Below are 16,812 nucleotides of genomic sequence, written 5' to 3'. Positions count from 1 at the left end.
GCTAGACACGGCTGTTCTGGCTCTTAGCCGAGCTGTTCTAGCCAAGATCGGGCGGAAGTCTCCCATTTTGCGTAAGCATCTGGGTGAGCTGAGATCTGCACGGCCTGTGCCGCTTTCGTCACGCTCATGTTCTGCCAGCCTGAGATCTCCAGCAATCCGCGCGTGATTCCCTTATTTGGGTTGCTCGGTCCGCCGTAAAATAGTTTCGCAGCATAGGAAGGTGTCGTGAGTTGGCTGACAGTTCCCCAGCCTGAGCTCGGGCGCTGCTGGAAGAGCCCAACAGAGTCGCGATCGCCCCAGGTGAGGTTGCGTAGGCTCGACTCTTGCATCGCAGTCGCGAGGGCAATAGTGATGCCATAGTCGGAGACGCCAAGATCACGACCGACTTGAATGATTACTTGGGCGTTCGCACGCATCTCTGAGTTGAGATAGGTGACACTTCCACCTGTGCTGGCCGGCACAGAACTCGATGAGGGAATCGTCAGCGTGTCGCCGATGTAGATAACGGTTGACGATGTCAGACCGTTCGCGTCGAGTAACGCTTGAGTCGAGATGCCGACGCGTGATGCGATCGACGATACGGTGTCTCCAGAAACAACGAGGTAGGTGCTTCCTTCGACGGGAGCAGGAGCAGTTTCGGCTACCGGTGCTGGCTCAGGTTCAACAACCGGGGCCGGCGCTTCAACCACGACTTCGGTTGGAGCCTCAACGACATCCGCTGCGGCATCCTCGCTCTCTGCAGAAGAAGCGCTGTCGCTCGGGGCGTCGTCCTCATCCGCAGTGAAATCGTATTCTTCGGTTTCTTGCGAGGGAGAGCTCAAGTTTCCGGGAATAATCAGCAATTGACCCGGGTAGATGATGCTCGACCAGCCGAGGCCATTTGCCGACATCACCGAGGTCGTCGAGACGCCAAATTTGTGGGAGATGCCGCTGATCGTGTCACCAGCGACGATTGTGTACTGACCATTGGTGGTCTTGACGTGGTTCACGCTGGGAACGGTGTTGACGACATCCTTGGTCAGCTTGAGTTCCTGGCCGGGAAAGATCATTGACGACCAGCTCAACCCATTCAGCGCCAGAACGGATGCTGTAGAGAGGCCATAGCGAGAAGCGATGTCGCTGACGGTGTCGCCTTCGGCAACGCGGTAGCTCGCCGGAGCGGGGCCGATGATCGTTGTCGAAGCCTCGCTGATCGTGGGAGTCGTCACACGTGAAGGCTTGGTGGCACGTTCAGTGGAGAGCCGGGGGTCATCAGGCGTCTTGGCGTTGACCGGTTCGACGGGCCCGGTGAGGTTGAAGGTCGCAGCGGCAAGGGACCCAACCAGGAGAACAGGAACCGTGTTCATGACGCTGCGGTTCATGCGGGAGCGCTGCTGGGCGATCCGTCGAGCGCGATCAGGCGTGTCGACTGCGTGTGCGGGCACTAGCCCGGCAAAAACGGTCGCAGCAATGCTGTCTGTGTCGTCCATCATGAAGTGTGTCATAGCGTTCTTCCTGCTCCCGGCCCCGAGAAGGTACATGCGATCACTGAGATCACCGGCTCAACGCTGTCACAGAAGCTTATTAGTGTCAACCATTGTGGCTGGTGTTGCTGATGTGACTGGTGTTACCTAAGTTCACTAATGAATATTCTGGGTATGCCGTGCGAACTGTCAGGTTTAACTCCAGTGTCGTGGCAGTCTTAAGGTGTGACTGAATCACCCACCATCAACTGGCTTACTGTTCCAGACCTCACCGAGCTTCTCGGGCTCAAGGTGAGCCAAGTGCGTCGCCTCATTGAAGAAAGCGCTCTCCTCGCGAGCAAAATCGATGGAGTGTGGCAGGTTCCCGACGTGTTCATCGTCGACGGAGCGCCGCTGCGCGAACTCAGGGGAACCGTTGTCGTGCTTTCTGACGCGGGCTTCTCGCCCGATGAGTCAATGAACTGGTTGCTTTCTAGCGAGCCGAGTTTGGGCGTCTCACCCGTTGAAGCGCTCCGGGCTGGCCGCAAGGCCGAAGTTCGCCGCGTCGCTCAGGCCCTCGGCTTCTAAACTTCGAAGCGCGCTGGCTCGCTAGCTGCGCTGGCTCGCTAGCTGCGCTGGCTCGCTAGCTGCGCTGGTGCGCTTGCGCACCAGCGCAGCTAGAACGATCTCGTGGTCGCCGCTTCGGCCAGCTCGAGTAGGCGTGCGCGCGCTGTCGGTGCAAGGTCCGCGTTCTCGATTGCCTCACACGCACGTTCGAGATTGCGCGAGATCGCCTTCTCCACCTTCGTGACGGCGCCCGACTCTTCGAGCGTCGAACGAATCATGTTCACTTGCTCATCGCTGAGATCGGGGTCACCCAGCAGCTCGTCAAGAATGGCGTTGGCGCTCTTCGAGAGCTTTTCGCGAGCGATTGCGATGATGGCGGTGCGCTTGCCTTCACGAAGATCGTCGCCGGCGGGCTTGCCCGTCACTTCCGGGTCACCGAAAACACCTAGCACGTCGTCGCGCAGCTGGAAAGCAACACCGAGAGGTAAACCGAAGGCGCGAAGCGTTGCCATTTGTTCGTCAGTGCCGGCGCCCAGGCTGGCGCCAAGCGCAAGGGGGGCCTCAACGCTGTACTTCGCAGACTTGTAGATCAAGACGCGCTGCGCACGGTCAAGGGCTTCTGACTCGGGGTAGCTTGCCCATGCGCTTTCATCATGGATGTCCAGGAACTGCCCGGCCATGACCTCCGTGCGCATCGTCATGAATTCCTTACGCGCGGCCAAAGCCGAAGGGCGGGGGAGTGTCGCGATCCCACGGCCCAAGAGCTCGTCGCTCCAGCCCAGGAGTAGATCACCGAGCAGGAGAGCGGATGACTCTCCATACGCCTCGGCGTTGCCGCTCCATCCGCCGTCGAGGTGCATCTTCTCGAAGCGACGATGGGCTGAAGGCGCACCGCGGCGGGTGTCGGAGCGATCCATGATGTCGTCGTGAACGAGCGCTGCGGCGTGGAAGAGCTCGAGGGCGGAGGCTGACAGCAATACGCCCGTGAGGTCTTTACTCACGGAGTTCTCAGCAAACGGGTCATCAGACGAGGCGAGCCCGGCGACTGCCTGCCATCCCCAGTAGCAAAAGAGCGCCCGAAAACGCTTGCCGCCAGACAAGAGCGCGCTACCAACGTCGGTGAGGGCGGTCAACTCGGGGGCGATTGCGTCAAGCTCATTGCGCTTCTCGGCGAGAAATTCATCGATTTTCAGCTGGACAAGGTCAACTAACTGGTTACTCTCAGGCACTCGTCTAGCCTACCTAGTGAATGGGGGCGTACTATAGAGACCTAGCCGTAAATCCCAGAGAGAGGGGAACGGAATGCCGCTTTCAGAGCAAGAGCAGCGGGCCCTCGATGAGATGGAGCGCAGCCTCTATCAAAACGACGCCGATTTCGTCAGCGCAGTCAGCCCTCGCAAAGGCAAGCCCAACTATCGAATGATGGTTGTTGGCGTCCTAGTCGGGGTCGCTGGAATCATTGCATTGTTGACAGGCGTGATCATTCAGCAGCCTCTCGTGGGCGTGCTTGGGTTCGTCGTCATGTTCGTTGGTGTTCTGCTTTTCGTGGCGCCTCCTCGTGCCGGAGACGACCACGAAGTACCGGAGCCGTCGTCGGCTTCATCGGGCCGCTCCGCCAAGCGCGGCACGTCATTTATGGACACAATCAACCAGCGTTGGGATCGCCGCCAGGACGGCAATAGCTAACTCCAACCTTCTCCACTTTCAAGGACCAGCCTTCGGGCTGGTCCTTTTTTTGTGCCCAGAACGGGGTTGGAAACGTGTATTCGGTCGATTTTGCTCCATTTTCCTCCACCCCTAGTTTCCTTGTATTCACTGGCCTCTGTGGATAACTTTTACGCAATGTGCGCGAAAACCTTAGATATGTGGTTGAAAGTGGAGTAAAGTGGAGGCAACCAGAATCCGGGCCGGAGATTGAGGGGAGGGCGCCGTGTTTCTAGGCACCTACGCCCCCAAGCTCGACGACAAGGGCCGCATCATCCTTCCGGCGAAGTTTCGCGAGGAGCTCGCGTCCGGCGTCGTGGTGACTCGTGGCCAAGAACGTTGCCTCTACGTCTTCAGCCAGCGCGAGTTCGAAGTAATGCACGAGGCGATTCGCAAGGCGCCTGTCACGAGCAAGCAGGGGCGCGATTTTTTGCGTCTCTTTCTTTCTGGTGCAAACCAAGAGACGCCTGACAAGCAGCACCGGGTAACGATCCCCGCTGGGCTACGTGAGTACGCCGGATTAGGGCGAGACCTGACTGTGATCGGTGCGGGTAACCGCGCTGAAATCTGGGACACCGAAGCCTGGAACAACTACTACGAGGCCACCGAGGCCGATTTCGTCAACACCACCGAGGAGGTGATTCCGGGACTCTTCTAGCTCTTCGACGCTGACTCCCAGCCGAACGCCCTGATTTTCTTCCCCGATATCAGGTCGAATCGGATGGGGATCAGCATCCAAGAACTAGGCCCTTACGCCATGGCTGACAACACCATCCACACCCCAGTACTCCTTGAGCGCTCGATTGAGTTGCTCGCGCCGGCGCTGAACGCTCCTGGAGCCGTTCTTGTTGACGGCACCCTCGGCATGGCCGGGCACGCGGAGGCTTTCCTGCAGCGTTTCCCGGACCTCACGCTCGTGGGCATCGACAGAGACGAGGACGCTCTTGCTATCGCTCGACGCCGGCTTGAGCCTTTCGCTAGCCGCACGCACTTTGTTCATGCTGTCTACGACGAAATTCCGCAGGCACTCGCTACGTTGGGAATCTCGTCAGTCGAGGGCATCTTCTTCGACCTCGGAGTCTCCTCACTCCAACTCGACCGTGTTGAGCGCGGGTTTTCCTATTCTCAAGACGCTCCGCTAGACATGCGGATGGATGCCTCGACGCCGGTCACGGCCGAGCACATCCTCGCAACGTACAGCGAGCTCGAACTTCGCCGCATCTTTTACGCGTATGGCGACGAGAAGCTAGCGCCGCGTTTCGCCAGCCGCATCGTCCAGTTTCGTGAGCAGCAGCCCTTGACGACATCCGCTCAACTGGTGGAACTGGTCATTGCGGCTACGCCGGCGGCAGCACAGCGTGCGGGACATCCCGCAAAGCGCGTGTTCCAGGCGCTGCGAATCGAAGTCAATCAAGAGCTTTCGGTGCTCGAGCGGGCGATTCCCGCTGCCGTCGACTCGCTCGCCCTCGGCGGACGAATGGTCGTGCTGGCCTATCAGTCGCTGGAAGACCGCATCGTCAAGCGTGAGCTACAGCGCCGCTCCAAGTCCACTGCGCCGGCAGGGCTTCCGGTTGAACTTCCGGAGCACAAGCCGGAGCTCAAACTCCTTGTTCGTGGATCTGAGCAAGCGAGCGAAGCAGAACAAGCCCTTAACCCTCGAGCAAAGCCCGTACGACTGCGAGCAATAGAACGAATGCGAGTCATCTCATGAGCACCAACCTCGCTTATGCGCAGCCACAGCCACTTTACAAGCCCACGGAACGCCCGTCTCACATCGAGATCGTTACGACGAAGGCACAGCGCAAAGCTCGACCGCGCATGCTCTACGCCGTGGTGACCGTTGGCAGCCTGTTCGTGATTCTTGCGGCGCAGCTCTTGCTCAGCATCGTGGTAACCCAGGGTGCCTACCAGATCGACTCGTTGCAGTACGAGCAGAAGGTGCTGATCCGCACCGAGCAAAGCTTGCTTGAGTCGCTCTCGTTGCAGTCGTCGTCACAGAATCTCGCTGCTCAGGCAGCAGGCTTCGGCATGGTTCCGAACACGACGCCATATTCGCTGAACATCTCGGATGGTTCGGTGTTCCGACTGCCGGGCAGCGCGGATCCCACCGGATGTGGTGGCAACTGTGGCCTTGTCGGCAACACGCTGCTTTCTGATGTTCCGCTCGTGAGTGCGGAAAATGCTGCCGCCGCCGCCGCAGCCGAGACTGCTGCCGCAACGACTGCTGCTAGCACGTCAGGAACTGCTGTTGCGGATTCGGCTACCGCCGCGCCACAGCCTTCCAATAACGCGATTCCGGCACCTGTCACGCGATGATTGAGATGAACCTTCTGGGGGAGACTCGATGAAACCACGCTCAACTCGCGCGCGAGTGGCATTTGTCATCCTCACCATCGTGGTGTTGACGGGTGTCTTCATGGTTCGTCTCGTCGACCTTCAGATCGTGCAGGCAGAAACGCTCAACGCTGAAGCTGATACCAAACGAACCCTGACTCGGGTGACGTACGGAACGCGCGGGGACATCGTTGATACGAAGGGCGCCGTTCTCGCTGACAGCGTCGAACGTTTCGATATCGTCATCTCACCACGGGTGACCCTGTTGCGTGAGAACGCTTCTGTGGTCGTGCTTGAGGACTTGACGAAGATCACGGACATCATTGGGGGAGATCCCGATGAATTGCTCGCCATGATTCTGGACAACCCAGAGTCAGACTTCGAGTACTTGGCGAAGGGCATCACTCTCGAGCAGTATCAGACCGTTGGCGAGCTAGGCATCACGTGGCTTTACTACGAACTGAGTCCAGAACGCAGTTACCCGAACGGCGAAATCGCCGGCAACCTCGTGGGATTCATCGGTACCGACGGCCCGCAGGCGGGCGTCGAGCTGACAGGCGATGAGTGCCTCGCCGGTCAAGACGTTGAAGCGAGTTACGCGCGTGGTGAAGATGGCGTCGCGTTGCCCGGAAGCGCGGTGGAATCGATCGAACCCCAAGACGGTGGCACGCTCGCGCTGTCGATAGACCGAGATCTTCAGTTCTACGTTCAGCAGCGGATGGCGCAGACCGCGGAGTCGCTCGGCGCTACGTGGGCAACGGGAGTCGTGATGCGCGTCAGTGATGCTCACCTTCTTGCCGTCAGCGACTGGCCGACCGTGGACCCCAACAACGTCGACCTCGCTGAGCGTGGAGCCCTGGGCTCGCGAGCATTCAGTACGCCCTATGAGCCCGGTTCGACCGTGAAAGCACTGACCGCTGCCTCTCTGATCGATGCGGGGGTGGCTAACCAGCAAACGCAAGTTGTCTCGCCCTACGCGCTAGAGCTGACCAACGGCGGCGGAACGATCAGCGATTCCTTCTACCACGAAGACCAACAGTTGACTCTCGCGGGAGCACTTGTGGAATCTTCCAATACAGCCATCGCTCAGTACACGGATCTTCTCGATGCCGCGTCTCGACATGATTACCTTCAGAAGTTCGGGCTCGGTGAAGCAACCGGTATCGGCTTCAACGGTGAATCGAGCGGCACTCTTTACGAAGCCAAGGATTGGGACGCGCGTACGAACTACGCCGTTCAATTCGGCCAAGGTCTCAGCACGACATCCATTCAGATGGCGAGCGCGTACCAGGCGCTCGGCAACGATGGTGTTCGACTTCCTCCCGTTCTTGTTGAGGGCTGCACCTGGCCTGATGGCACGGTCACCGATAAGCCGTCAACTGAAGGCACTCGGGTTATTTCCGAGACGGCTGCTGATCAGACTCTCCAAATGATGGAGATGGTGTACAGCTCTAGTGGTTCGGCTCCGAATCTTCAGATTCCCGGCTATCGGGTCGCCGTTAAGAGTGGAACAGCGCAGGTTGCCGAGAACGGTGCCTATGGCAGTAACGTAGTCATTTCCTATGCGGGGCTCGCCCCAGCAGATGACCCTGAGTACATTGTGATCGCGACGGCCGGTATCCCGGATAGCATATATTCCGGCGCCATTGCCTCGACTTTCCGCGACATTATGGCCCAAACCCTCACCACCTACCGTGTCACCCCGTCAAACACTTCGGGACCGGATCTGCCGCTGCGTTGGTGAGCTTCCCCCGCGTCACCTACCCCTGGAGCACATCACGTGATCGAACTGAGCATTGCCGAGATTGCCACCGCTGTTGGCGGAGAACTCCGTGATGGCAGCGACGGTCAGCAACGCCTCCCTGCGAGCAGTGTGCAGACTGACTCCCGCCTCAGCACTGCGGGCTCTGTCTTCTTTGCTCTGCGCGGCGAAAGCACTGATGGCCACCTCTTCGCGGCCACCGCAGTAGCGAATGGCGCAACGCTCGTTGTCGCCGAACGACCACTCGACCTTGACGTTCCGCAGATCATTGTGGCCGACGGGGTAACCGCTCTCCAAGCTCTCGCGCGCACTGTCGTTGCTTCTGTGCGAAGCAAGGGCGATCTCAAAGTTGTCGCGGTGACCGGTTCCAACGGTAAAACGACGACGAAGAACATGCTGCGCGCGATTCTGGAGCACGTGGGTGAAACTGTTGCGCCTCAGGGCTCGTTTAACAACGATGTCGGTGCGCCCATCACCATGCTCAACGTTGCTGATTCCACTCAGTTTCTCGTTGTTGAGATGGGAGCAGACGGCCTTGGCGACATCACGCGCCTTCAGTCGATTGTCACGCCCGACGTCGGCATCGTCCTGATGGTGGGTCTGGCCCACATTGGCAAATTCGGTGATGCCGCAGTCACGGCCCAAGCAAAGTCCGAGATGGTTTCCCATCTGCCTTCATCCGCGACTGCCGTCTTGAACAACGACGACGGTCGCGTCAAAGCCATGGCGCAGCAGACGGAGGCCAAGGTCACCCTGTTCGGGCTCGACTCGAGTGCTGAGGTGTGGGCTGACGACATTCAGGCTACGGTCCACGGAACCGCGTTTGAGTTGCACGTCGGAGGCGCGACGATTCCGGTGCAGTTGCGCATTCTCGGCGAACACCATGTCACGAACGCTCTGGCGGCGATTTCGGCAGCACGCGCTCTGGGCATCGATCCCGCGCGTGCGGTTGCGGCGCTCGAATCCATCGAGCGCGCGGAACGCTGGCGGATGGAGCTGTTGGAGGCTCCCGGCGGCATCACCGTCATCAATGATGCCTATAACGCGAGTCCTGACTCGATGGCGGCCGCGCTCAAGACGCTTGTTCAGATCGTTGGCCCCGAAAATCGCTCCGTCGCGGTGCTGGGTGAGCTTGCTGAGCTCGGCGACTATGCGAACGACGAGCATGACCGTATCGGTCGACTGATCGTGCGATTGAACGTACAGAAGCTCATTGTTGTCGGGCACGAAGCGCGCCACATCCACAATGCAGCGGGTCTCGAAGGTTCGTGGGATGGAGAGTCGGTCCTCGTGGATAGCGTCGAAGAGGCATACGCTGTGCTGCGTGAAGAACTGCGAGAGGGCGACGTCGTGCTAGTGAAATCGTCGAACTCTGCTGGCTTGCGGCACCTGGGTGACCGGATCGCCGGGGTGACCGCATGATCGCGCTTCTTGTTGCAGCGGGCTTCTCCCTTTTCTTCACGCTGCTGCTCACGCCACTTTTCATCAAGCTCTTTGTGCGCCTCAAGTGGGGCCAATTCATTCGTGACGACGGTCCGGAGAGCCATCACACTAAGCGTGGCACCCCGACGATGGGCGGAATCGTCTTCATTCTGGGCGCGACGATCGGTTATTTCGTCGGACACTGGGTCGCCAGCGAGGACGTGACGCTGTCGGGCCTCCTGGTTATTTACCTCATGGTTGGCCTCGGCATCATCGGCTTTATCGATGACTTCATGAAGACTCGCAAGCAGCGCAGTCTCGGCCTTGGCGGTTGGTCAAAGGTCGCTGGGCAGGTCATCGTCGCCGCAGGTTTTGCTGCTCTCGCTCTCAACTTCCCCGATCCTGGCGGACTCACACCAGCATCATCGATGATCTCGGGACTACGTGACATCAGCTGGCTCGACCTCGCCACTTTTGGTGTGGTTACCGGCGCGATTCTCTTTGCGATTTGGGTGACTCTCATCATCGTCAGCACGTCTAACGGTGTGAATGTGGCCGATGGTCTTGATGGTCTCGCGACCGGCTCAGCGATCTTCGCGATCGCGTCGTACATTGTGATCGGTTTCTGGCAGAACAATCAGTCGTGCAGCAACCCCACCATTGATCGCGAAGTGCTGTACAAGTGCTACGAAGTTCGCGACCCGCTCGACCTCGCGATCATCGCTGCCGCAATCGTTGGTGCTCTCATCGGCTTCCTCTGGTGGAACACGTCACCGGCACAGGTCTTCATGGGCGACACCGGTTCACTTGGCCTTGGTGGCGCGCTTGCTGCTCTCGCAATCATGAGCCGCACCGAGCTGCTGCTCATCCTGATCGGTGGACTCTTCCTTATCGTCACCGGTTCCGTGATTCTGCAACGGGCTTACTTCAAGATCACCGGCGGTAGGCGTATTTTCCTCATGAGCCCGCTGCATCATCACTTCGAGCTCAAAGGCTGGGCAGAAGTCACTGTTGTGGTGCGTTTCTGGCTGATTGCGGCGCTCTTCGTCGCGGCCGGCGTCGGAACCTTCTATCTCGAATGGATCAATCAGTAGTCGTGCGCGATCTCACCTCACTCACCAGCTGGAACTCGGCCTGGAGCGAACTGAGCGTCGCGGTCCTCGGGCTGGGTGCAACCGGCTTCTCGGCGGCTGACACCCTCACCGAACTCAAGGCTCGCGTGTTGGTGGTCGCAGACGCCGCATCCGCGAACCGCGTTGAAATGACGCAGGTCATCGGTGCCGAGCTGGCACTTGGCGGAAGTGCCGACGAACAACTGGCCGCGCTCACCGCTCACGCCCCGGACGTCGTCATCGTGTCACCTGGCTATCCGCTCGATCACGTTCTCGTGGAGTGGTGCCGCACAAACGCTGTGCCGATGTGGACCGAAATTGAGCTCGCTTGGCGTCTGCGCGACAAAACAGGCACGCCTGCCGAATGGATCGCCATCACAGGCACCAACGGCAAAACGACCACGGCTCAGCTGACCGCCCACATTCTGACAACGGCAGGCTTCCGGGCTGGTGCAGTCGGCAATATTGGGATCCCGGTACTTGACGCTATTCGTTACCCCGATGGCTTTGACTTTCTCGTCGTTGAGCTCTCGAGTTTTCAACTTCATGGGATGCCGCGAGCGGGCGCTGGTGCGATCTCACCGCTCGCCAGTGTCTGTCTCAATTTTGCCGACGACCACCTCGATTGGCACGGTTCTCGCGACGCGTATGCGCACGCAAAAGCGACTGTGTACGCCAACACCAAGATTGCCGCTGTTTACAATCGTGCGGTGCCCGAGACGCTCGCCATGGTCGAAAATGCTGAAGTGGTCGAGGGATGCCGGGCGATCGGTTTTGGACTCGATACGCCGGGTCCCAGCGACTTCGGGATAGTGAGCAACTTGCTCGCTGACCGCGCGTTCGGCGATGACCGCCACAACGCTGCCCTCGAACTCTTCACGCTCGACGAGCTGCGCCAGCGCAACCTTGCGGCGCCTCATATGGTCGCCAATATTCTCGCGGCGAGTGCACTAACTCGAGCCGCTGGCGTAAGCATCGAAGCAGTGCGTGAGGGCGTAGCTAGTTTCGAAATCGATGGCCACCGTAACCAGGTTGTGCTCGTCAGCGGGGGAGTGACGTGGATCAACGATTCCAAGGCCACTAATTCGCACGCCGCGAGTGCATCGCTTTCCGCGGCCGACCCTGTGGTGTGGATTCTGGGCGGCCTGCTCAAGGGCATTGATGTCGCACCGCTGATCGCAAAACATGCACCGAGGCTCAAGGCGGCAATTGTCATTGGTAACGACAGGCTGGCAATACAGGCCGCATTCCAGCGACACGCGCCCCAGATTCCGGTCTTCGAGGTTGACTCGACTGACACTGATCACGTGATGCCCCGTGCTGTCGAGATGGCGCACGGAATCGCTGCCGAAGGCGACACCGTCTTGTTGGCGCCAGCGGCAGCATCCATGGATCAATTCACGAGTTACGCAGATCGCGGAGACAAGTTCGCAGCAGCAGTGCTCGAACGAGTAGGAGGGAACGACGATGACGCCTCCTCAGCGACCACACCGACCCCAGCGGCCGAGTAGCGGGCCGACCAACGGGCCGAAAGCCTCGCAACCTGCCGCCGCATCCGCGGACGCATCTCCGAAGCAGCAGGAGCCTGTCGCAGCTCGCGTGCCGGTAAAACGCATTTTTTCGGGAGAATCGAGCAACTTTTTCCTGCTCTTGGGAACAACGCTCTTCCTCGTAATCTTCGGGCTCGTGATGGTGCTCTCATCGTCATCGGTGGAGTCCTACGCCGCCGATCAAGGATTCTTCGGCAGCTTCTTGCGTCAGGGGTTGTTCGCTCTTTTGGGCATCCCGCTGATGCTCATTGCGTCACGCGCGCCGACGAGATTCTGGAAGCGGTGGGCGTTCCCTGGGCTTGTGCTTGGCGCGGTCTTGCAGCTTCTCGTCTTCGTCCCCGGTATCGGTTTGGAGTACGGAGGTAACCGAAACTGGATTCAAATCGGATCGTTCAGCGCACAACCGTCTGAGTTCGTGAAGGTCGCCGTGATCATCTGGGTGGCCTGGGTGCTCTCGACCAAGCAAGACGTGCTGAGTGAGTGGCGTCAGGTAGTGCTGCCTGTTGTGCCGGTTGCCGGCGCCGCTATCGGGTTCGTGCTTATCGGTAATGACTTGGGAACAGCATCCATCATGCTTCTCATCGTCTTCGCGTGCCTTTTCTTCGCCGGTGTGCGGCTGAAGTTCCTGTCGATCGGTGTCCTTGCCGTTGTTGTCGGGGCGCTGCTGTTCGCCACCACTAGTAGTTCTCGTACCTCGCGAATTGATATCTGGTTGAACGGATGCACCGAGCTCGACTATCAGGATTCGTGCTGGCAAATCGATCACGCGAATTGGGCTCTCGCGGGCGGCGGTCTCTTTGGTCGCGGGCTTGGCAACTCGGTTGCCAAGCGCGGATGGTTGCCTCACGCCGACAACGACTATATTTTCGCGATCATCGGCGAGGAACTCGGGCTTATTGGCGCGATCGTCGTTCTGCTCTTGTTCGTCGTGCTGGCAGTTGCCTTTATCCGCATTATCCGCACCACCAACGACAGCTTCGTTCGCATCGCGACTGCGGGCGTTATGGTGTGGACGGTCGGTCAGGCTTTCGTCAACTTTGCGGTGGTGTTGGGAGTTCTTCCCGTTCTTGGAGTTCCGTTGCCCTTGATATCCACGGGTGGCTCTGCGCTCATCGCGACGCTGCTGGCTATCGGAATTGTGCTGTCGTTCGCGAGGTCTGACCACAAGGCGGCCTCCGCTGCGCCTCGGCCTTCGGGGCCGGCGAGTGCTCCTACGGCGGCCCCGAGTGCCGCGACCCCCGCTGCTGCTCCTGCTCAAACTGCAGCTGACCGTTCCCGCATGCTGGCGGCTAATCGAGCACGAGGACGCCGATGACTACTTACCTCCTTGCCGGTGGGGGTACCGCCGGCCACGTTAATCCTTTGCTCGCAGTAGCCGAACGGATTCGCCTGCGCGAACCCGACTCTGAGGTGTTGATTCTGGGCACGAAGGAGGGGCTAGAGGCCCGCTTGGTCCCGGCCCGCGGCTTTGAGCTTCTCACGATCGCGAAGCTTCCGTTTCCGCGTCGGCCAAACCGCGCTGCACTAAAGTTTCCGGCTCGGCTGCGCGCCACTATCGACGAGGTCGTCTCGATCATTACCGAGCGCGGCGTGGATGTGGTCGTCGGGTTCGGTGGCTACGTTGCGGCGCCGGCCTATTTGGGTGCGCGAAAGGCGGGGGTTCCTCTCGTCATCCATGAGGCCAATAGTCGCCCGGGCATCGCGAACCGTCTCGGCTCTTTCTTTACGAAGTTTGTGGGCACAGCCTTCGACCGCACTCCGATTCGTGGGGGCGTCGTCGTCGGGATGCCGCTGCGAGCCGAAATTGAGAATCTCGACCGCTTTGCGGCGCGCACCGAGGCGGATGCCTTTTTCGGCCTTGATCCCAAGAAGCCAACCCTCTTGGTGACGGGTGGTTCCTCGGGAGCGAAACGCATCAACGACACTATTTCCGCGTCGATCACGCGCATTTTGGGCGCGGGCTGGCAAGTGCTTCACATTACGGGGGAGTACCGAGACGCTGTCGATGATCAGCAACTCCCTGGCTACATCGTGGTCAAATACTGCGACCGCATGGAGCTCGCCCTCGCGGCGGCCGATCTTGCGATTGCGCGGGCGGGTACATCAACTGTCGCCGAACTCACCGGGCTCGGCGTCCCCGCGATTTACGTTCCGTACCCTGTCGGCAATGGCGAGCAGAAATACAACGCTCGTACAGCAGTAGAGGCCGGAGCCGCAGTGCTCGTCACGGATTCCCGATTCGTGCCCCAATGGGTCAGTTCCGAACTCGTTCCGATGCTGCGCAAACGTGCCCTTATTGCGGACATGGCTGCCCGCGCCTCGAGCGTTGGTTCACTCGACGGAACCGACCGGATGCTTGAACTCGTCGATCTGGCCCTCGGCCGCGATCTACCATTGACATCATGATCTTTCCCGACTTGTCTATGCCGTTGCCCGGACCATTGCGTTCGGCGCACTTCGTTGGTGTCGGTGGCGCGGGTATGAGCGGCATCGCCCAGATGTTTTTGGATGCCGGAATTACGGTCACCGGTTCCGACAAGGCCGCGAACGCAAACACCGCATCGCTGAACGCAGCGGGTGCAACGATCTCGATCGGCCACGACGCCGCTCACCTCGGTGAAGCGGAAGCGCTGGTGTACACGGGGGCGCTCTGGCCCGATAACCCCGAGTACCTCGCTGCGCTTGAGCGTGGCATTCCTGTGCTCCACCGCTCGCAAGCTCTCGCGTGGCTCGTGGGCTCGACTCGTCTGGTTGCCGTCGCCGGCGCCCACGGTAAGACAACGTCGACAGGAATGATCATCACCGCGCTGCGCGAACTGGGCACGTCTCCGAGCTTTGTGAACGGCGGCGTAATTCAGGGCTTGGGCACTAGTTCGGGCTCAGGAACCGATGATTTGTTTGTGGTCGAAGCTGATGAGTCTGATGGCTCATTTTTGCTCTATTCCACCGCTGTCGCCCTGATTACCAACGTCGATGCGGATCACCTCGACCACTACGGCTCCCACGAGGCTTTCGATGACGCTTTCGTCGAGTTTGCGTCGCGGGCTACTGAAGCCGTCGTCGTCTCCAGCGACGATGCTGGCGCAATTCGGGTGACCAAACGACTCACGCACGACAATGTGGTGACGTTCGGTGAAGCGGATGACGCGACCGTGCGCATCCATTCCGTCACGTCTCTCGGGCCCGTGGCATTCACCGTCGTAGTCGACGGTCGCGAAGAGCGTGTGCAACTTGCTGTGCCTGGGCACCACAACGCCCTCAACGCTGCAGGAGCGATCGCTGTACTGATCGGTCTTGGGCATGAACTGGGAGCCGCTATTGACGCGGTGTCCACTTTTGCGGGCACGCAGCGCCGTTTCGAGCTGCATGCTGTTGTCGATGGAGTGAGCGTGTACGACGACTACGCTCATCACCCGACCGAGGTCGAAGCAGCCCTCAGCGGTGCCCGCAGTGTGCTGGGCAGCGGCCGATTGATCGCTGTGCATCAACCGCATCTCTTTAGCCGCACCCGCGACATGGCACCTGAATTTGCCGAGGTTTACGAACGCTTGGCAGACCACACCGTTGTTCTCGGAGTGTTCGGTGCGCGTGAGGACCCGATTCCTGGTGTCACCGGAGAACTCGTCTCGTCCGGTTTTGTTGATCCTTCGCGGGTTGACTACCAGCCCGACTGGGAGTTGGCGGCGCAACGTGTCGCAGAGATTGCTCAGGAGGGTGACATTGTCATGACTCTGAGCTGTGGTGATGTTTATCGCATCATCCCGCAGCTTGTCGCAGCGATCGATCGTTATCCCGTTGTCGAGGCATCCGAGACGGTCGCAGATCAGGTGCCGAGTGAAGAGGCCTGAAGGGTTTGATAAGTCTGCTGCCCAGCCGGATCCGCCCCCGGCGAAGTCTCGCCGAAAGCGTTCGCCGCAGCCGGCGAAAGACGCCACATCCGCACGCACGCCGAAGCCCGGGCCATCCGTAGCGAAGCCGGAAGCGAAGCCCACAGCGGCGCCGAAGCCCGCGGCCGACCCGCGTCCGCGCCCCACAAAGCAGCGCAGAGAACCCAATCCTGAAGCTCACGCGAAGCGACAGCTTCGTCGTGCTGCGCGGGCTCGCAAGCGTGCAGAAAAAGCGGAGCTTCGCCGGTTTACGCGTCGCGCACGCACGCGTAAGTTTGTGTGGCTCTCGGTTTCTGGGCTCGTCGCCGTGTTGCTCGCCCTCATCGCGGTCGCTGTGTTCTCGCCGATTCTGGCGTTGCGCACGGTAGTTGTTGACGGAACGAACCGCATCGATCCCGCTGAGGTGCAAGCTGCCGTGGAGACCCAACAGGGAACGCCGCTCGCGCTCCTAGACTTTGATGCCATCAACGAAGAACTGTCGGTCTTCCCGTTGATCCGCAGTTATGTCACCGAAATTGTGCCGCCCGATACTTTGCTCGTGCACATCGTTGAACGCGAACCGATCGGGTCAGTGAAGATCGACGGAGTGTTCACGTTGCTCGATCCCGCTGGAATCACCATCCAGGAATCAGCAGAACGGATTCCCGGAGTGCCGCTGATCGATATTGGGGGAGCGGATGTCTCGAGTTCTGCCTTTACCGCGGCGACGGAGGTTTTGTTATCTCTGCCAACCGAGCTTCGAGCGCGGGTCGAAAGCGTTTCTGCGACCACCAAGGATGACGTGTCCTTTGTGTTGACCGGAGTCGGTCAGCGTGTGGTGTGGGGAAGCGCTAGCGATTCGGACGAAAAGGCAGCTTTGCTCGAAGCACTCATCTCTACTCGATCGTCGGATGAAGCGGGCGAGTTCGACGTGTCGGCTCCCAGCAATGGCATTTTCCGTCCCAGCTAGCCCTTCGCGAGCGCTGAGCGTGAGGCAAGGCCGCTAATTGCCAGAACACTTTCCGACACGCGGCCAGTTGTGCATCCGTGTGG

15 protein-coding genes are annotated in these 16,812 nt (G+C 59.8%); 13 read left to right on the top strand and 2 right to left on the bottom strand.

The window, feature by feature from the left end:
- Window positions 1-23 precede the first annotated feature (23 nt).
- Entirely contained in the window at window positions 24-1,484 is a 1,461-nt protein-coding gene (locus I6E73_RS09090; RefSeq protein ID WP_197124708.1) for a LysM peptidoglycan-binding domain-containing protein, read from the bottom strand.
- A gap of 204 nt (window positions 1,485-1,688) precedes the next feature.
- Here I6E73_RS09090 and I6E73_RS09085 point away from each other — a divergent pair, with 204 nt between their 5' ends.
- On the top strand, window positions 1,689-2,030 hold the full coding sequence (locus I6E73_RS09085) for an Rv2175c family DNA-binding protein (protein WP_197124706.1): 342 nt from the start codon (window positions 1,689-1,691) through the stop codon (window positions 2,028-2,030).
- Between the two features lie 89 nt (window positions 2,031-2,119).
- Here the strand turns inward: I6E73_RS09085 and I6E73_RS09080 are convergent, their stop codons facing one another.
- Window positions 2,120-3,238: a polyprenyl synthetase family protein gene (locus tag I6E73_RS09080; protein WP_197124703.1), complete on the bottom strand. Its 1,119-nt coding sequence runs from the start codon at window positions 3,236-3,238 to the stop codon at window positions 2,120-2,122.
- 73 nt (window positions 3,239-3,311) lie between these two features.
- Here I6E73_RS09080 and I6E73_RS09075 point away from each other — a divergent pair, with 73 nt between their 5' ends.
- The 12 genes from I6E73_RS09075 (at window position 3,312) to I6E73_RS09020 (ending at window position 16,729) form a co-directional block, all read left to right on the top strand.
- The gene (locus I6E73_RS09075) at window positions 3,312-3,695 is read left to right on the top strand and encodes a DUF3040 domain-containing protein (protein ID WP_197105516.1); all 384 of its coding nucleotides are present in this window, start codon (window positions 3,312-3,314) and stop codon (window positions 3,693-3,695) included.
- Window positions 3,696-3,939: 244 nt separating this feature from the next.
- A complete protein-coding gene (mraZ, locus tag I6E73_RS09070) occupies window positions 3,940-4,371 on the top strand; it encodes a division/cell wall cluster transcriptional repressor MraZ (RefSeq protein ID WP_129071303.1) in 432 nt (143 codons plus the stop codon).
- Window positions 4,372-4,470: 99 nt separating this feature from the next.
- Window positions 4,471-5,424 (top strand): 16S rRNA (cytosine(1402)-N(4))-methyltransferase RsmH, encoded by a 954-nt coding sequence (gene rsmH / locus I6E73_RS09065; protein WP_197110008.1) that lies wholly within the window; start codon window positions 4,471-4,473, stop codon window positions 5,422-5,424.
- Window positions 5,421-6,029 carry a hypothetical protein gene (locus tag I6E73_RS09060; protein ID WP_197124701.1) on the top strand — a complete coding sequence of 203 codons (609 nt, stop codon included), beginning with the start codon at window positions 5,421-5,423 and terminating at the stop codon, window positions 6,027-6,029. Before rsmH ends, I6E73_RS09060 begins: the two co-directional genes overlap by 4 nt.
- Window positions 6,030-6,057: 28 nt before the next feature.
- Window positions 6,058-7,791: a penicillin-binding protein 2 gene (locus I6E73_RS09055; protein WP_197124699.1), complete on the top strand. Its 1,734-nt coding sequence runs from the start codon at window positions 6,058-6,060 to the stop codon at window positions 7,789-7,791.
- A gap of 36 nt (window positions 7,792-7,827) precedes the next feature.
- Window positions 7,828-9,231, top strand: a complete 1,404-nt coding sequence (murF, locus tag I6E73_RS09050; protein ID WP_197124697.1) for a UDP-N-acetylmuramoyl-tripeptide--D-alanyl-D-alanine ligase — start codon at window positions 7,828-7,830, stop codon at window positions 9,229-9,231.
- A complete protein-coding gene (gene mraY, locus I6E73_RS09045; RefSeq protein ID WP_197105521.1) occupies window positions 9,228-10,325 on the top strand; it encodes a phospho-N-acetylmuramoyl-pentapeptide-transferase in 1,098 nt (365 codons plus the stop codon). The genes murF and mraY overlap by 4 nt, the downstream gene beginning before the upstream one ends.
- Window positions 10,310-11,854, top strand: a complete 1,545-nt coding sequence (murD, locus tag I6E73_RS09040) for a UDP-N-acetylmuramoyl-L-alanine--D-glutamate ligase (RefSeq protein WP_197124694.1) — start codon at window positions 10,310-10,312, stop codon at window positions 11,852-11,854. Before mraY ends, murD begins: the two co-directional genes overlap by 16 nt.
- A complete protein-coding gene (ftsW, locus tag I6E73_RS09035; protein ID WP_197124692.1) occupies window positions 11,811-13,208 on the top strand; it encodes a putative lipid II flippase FtsW in 1,398 nt (465 codons plus the stop codon). The genes murD and ftsW overlap by 44 nt, the downstream gene beginning before the upstream one ends.
- Window positions 13,205-14,299: a glycosyltransferase gene (locus I6E73_RS09030; protein WP_197105524.1), complete on the top strand. Its 1,095-nt coding sequence runs from the start codon at window positions 13,205-13,207 to the stop codon at window positions 14,297-14,299. Before ftsW ends, I6E73_RS09030 begins: the two co-directional genes overlap by 4 nt.
- Window positions 14,296-15,741 carry a UDP-N-acetylmuramate--L-alanine ligase gene (murC, locus tag I6E73_RS09025; protein ID WP_197124690.1) on the top strand — a complete coding sequence of 482 codons (1,446 nt, stop codon included), beginning with the start codon at window positions 14,296-14,298 and terminating at the stop codon, window positions 15,739-15,741. The genes I6E73_RS09030 and murC overlap by 4 nt, the downstream gene beginning before the upstream one ends.
- Window positions 15,728-16,729 carry an FtsQ-type POTRA domain-containing protein gene (locus I6E73_RS09020; RefSeq protein WP_307784269.1) on the top strand — a complete coding sequence of 334 codons (1,002 nt, stop codon included), beginning with the start codon at window positions 15,728-15,730 and terminating at the stop codon, window positions 16,727-16,729. Before murC ends, I6E73_RS09020 begins: the two co-directional genes overlap by 14 nt.
- Window positions 16,730-16,812: the final 83 nt, after the last annotated feature.

The organism is Salinibacterium sp. SWN248 (genome assembly GCF_015864575.1).
In the GTDB taxonomy this organism is placed as follows: Bacteria; Actinomycetota; Actinomycetes; order Actinomycetales; family Microbacteriaceae; genus Rhodoglobus.
Note: the sequence above shows the minus strand (reverse complement) of the source record. Positions and strands in the feature narration are given on the sequence as shown.

Bases quoted from the DNA above. Each gene is read 5' to 3' on its own strand.
- I6E73_RS09090 (WP_197124708.1), bottom strand. From the start codon at position 1,484: ATGACACACTTCATGATGGACGACACAGACAGCATTGCTGCGACCGTT.
- I6E73_RS09075 (WP_197105516.1), top strand. From the start codon at position 3,312: ATGCCGCTTTCAGAGCAAGAGCAGCGGGCCCTCGATGAGATGGAGCGC.
- rsmH (WP_197110008.1), top strand. From the start codon at position 4,471: ATGGCTGACAACACCATCCACACCCCAGTACTCCTTGAGCGCTCGATT.
- I6E73_RS09060 (WP_197124701.1), top strand. From the start codon at position 5,421: ATGAGCACCAACCTCGCTTATGCGCAGCCACAGCCACTTTACAAGCCC.
- I6E73_RS09055 (WP_197124699.1), top strand. From the start codon at position 6,058: ATGAAACCACGCTCAACTCGCGCGCGAGTGGCATTTGTCATCCTCACC.
- mraY (WP_197105521.1), top strand. From the start codon at position 9,228: ATGATCGCGCTTCTTGTTGCAGCGGGCTTCTCCCTTTTCTTCACGCTG.
- murD (WP_197124694.1), top strand. From the start codon at position 10,310: ATGGATCAATCAGTAGTCGTGCGCGATCTCACCTCACTCACCAGCTGG.
- ftsW (WP_197124692.1), top strand. From the start codon at position 11,811: ATGACGCCTCCTCAGCGACCACACCGACCCCAGCGGCCGAGTAGCGGG.
- I6E73_RS09030 (WP_197105524.1), top strand. From the start codon at position 13,205: ATGACTACTTACCTCCTTGCCGGTGGGGGTACCGCCGGCCACGTTAAT.
- murC (WP_197124690.1), top strand. From the start codon at position 14,296: ATGATCTTTCCCGACTTGTCTATGCCGTTGCCCGGACCATTGCGTTCG.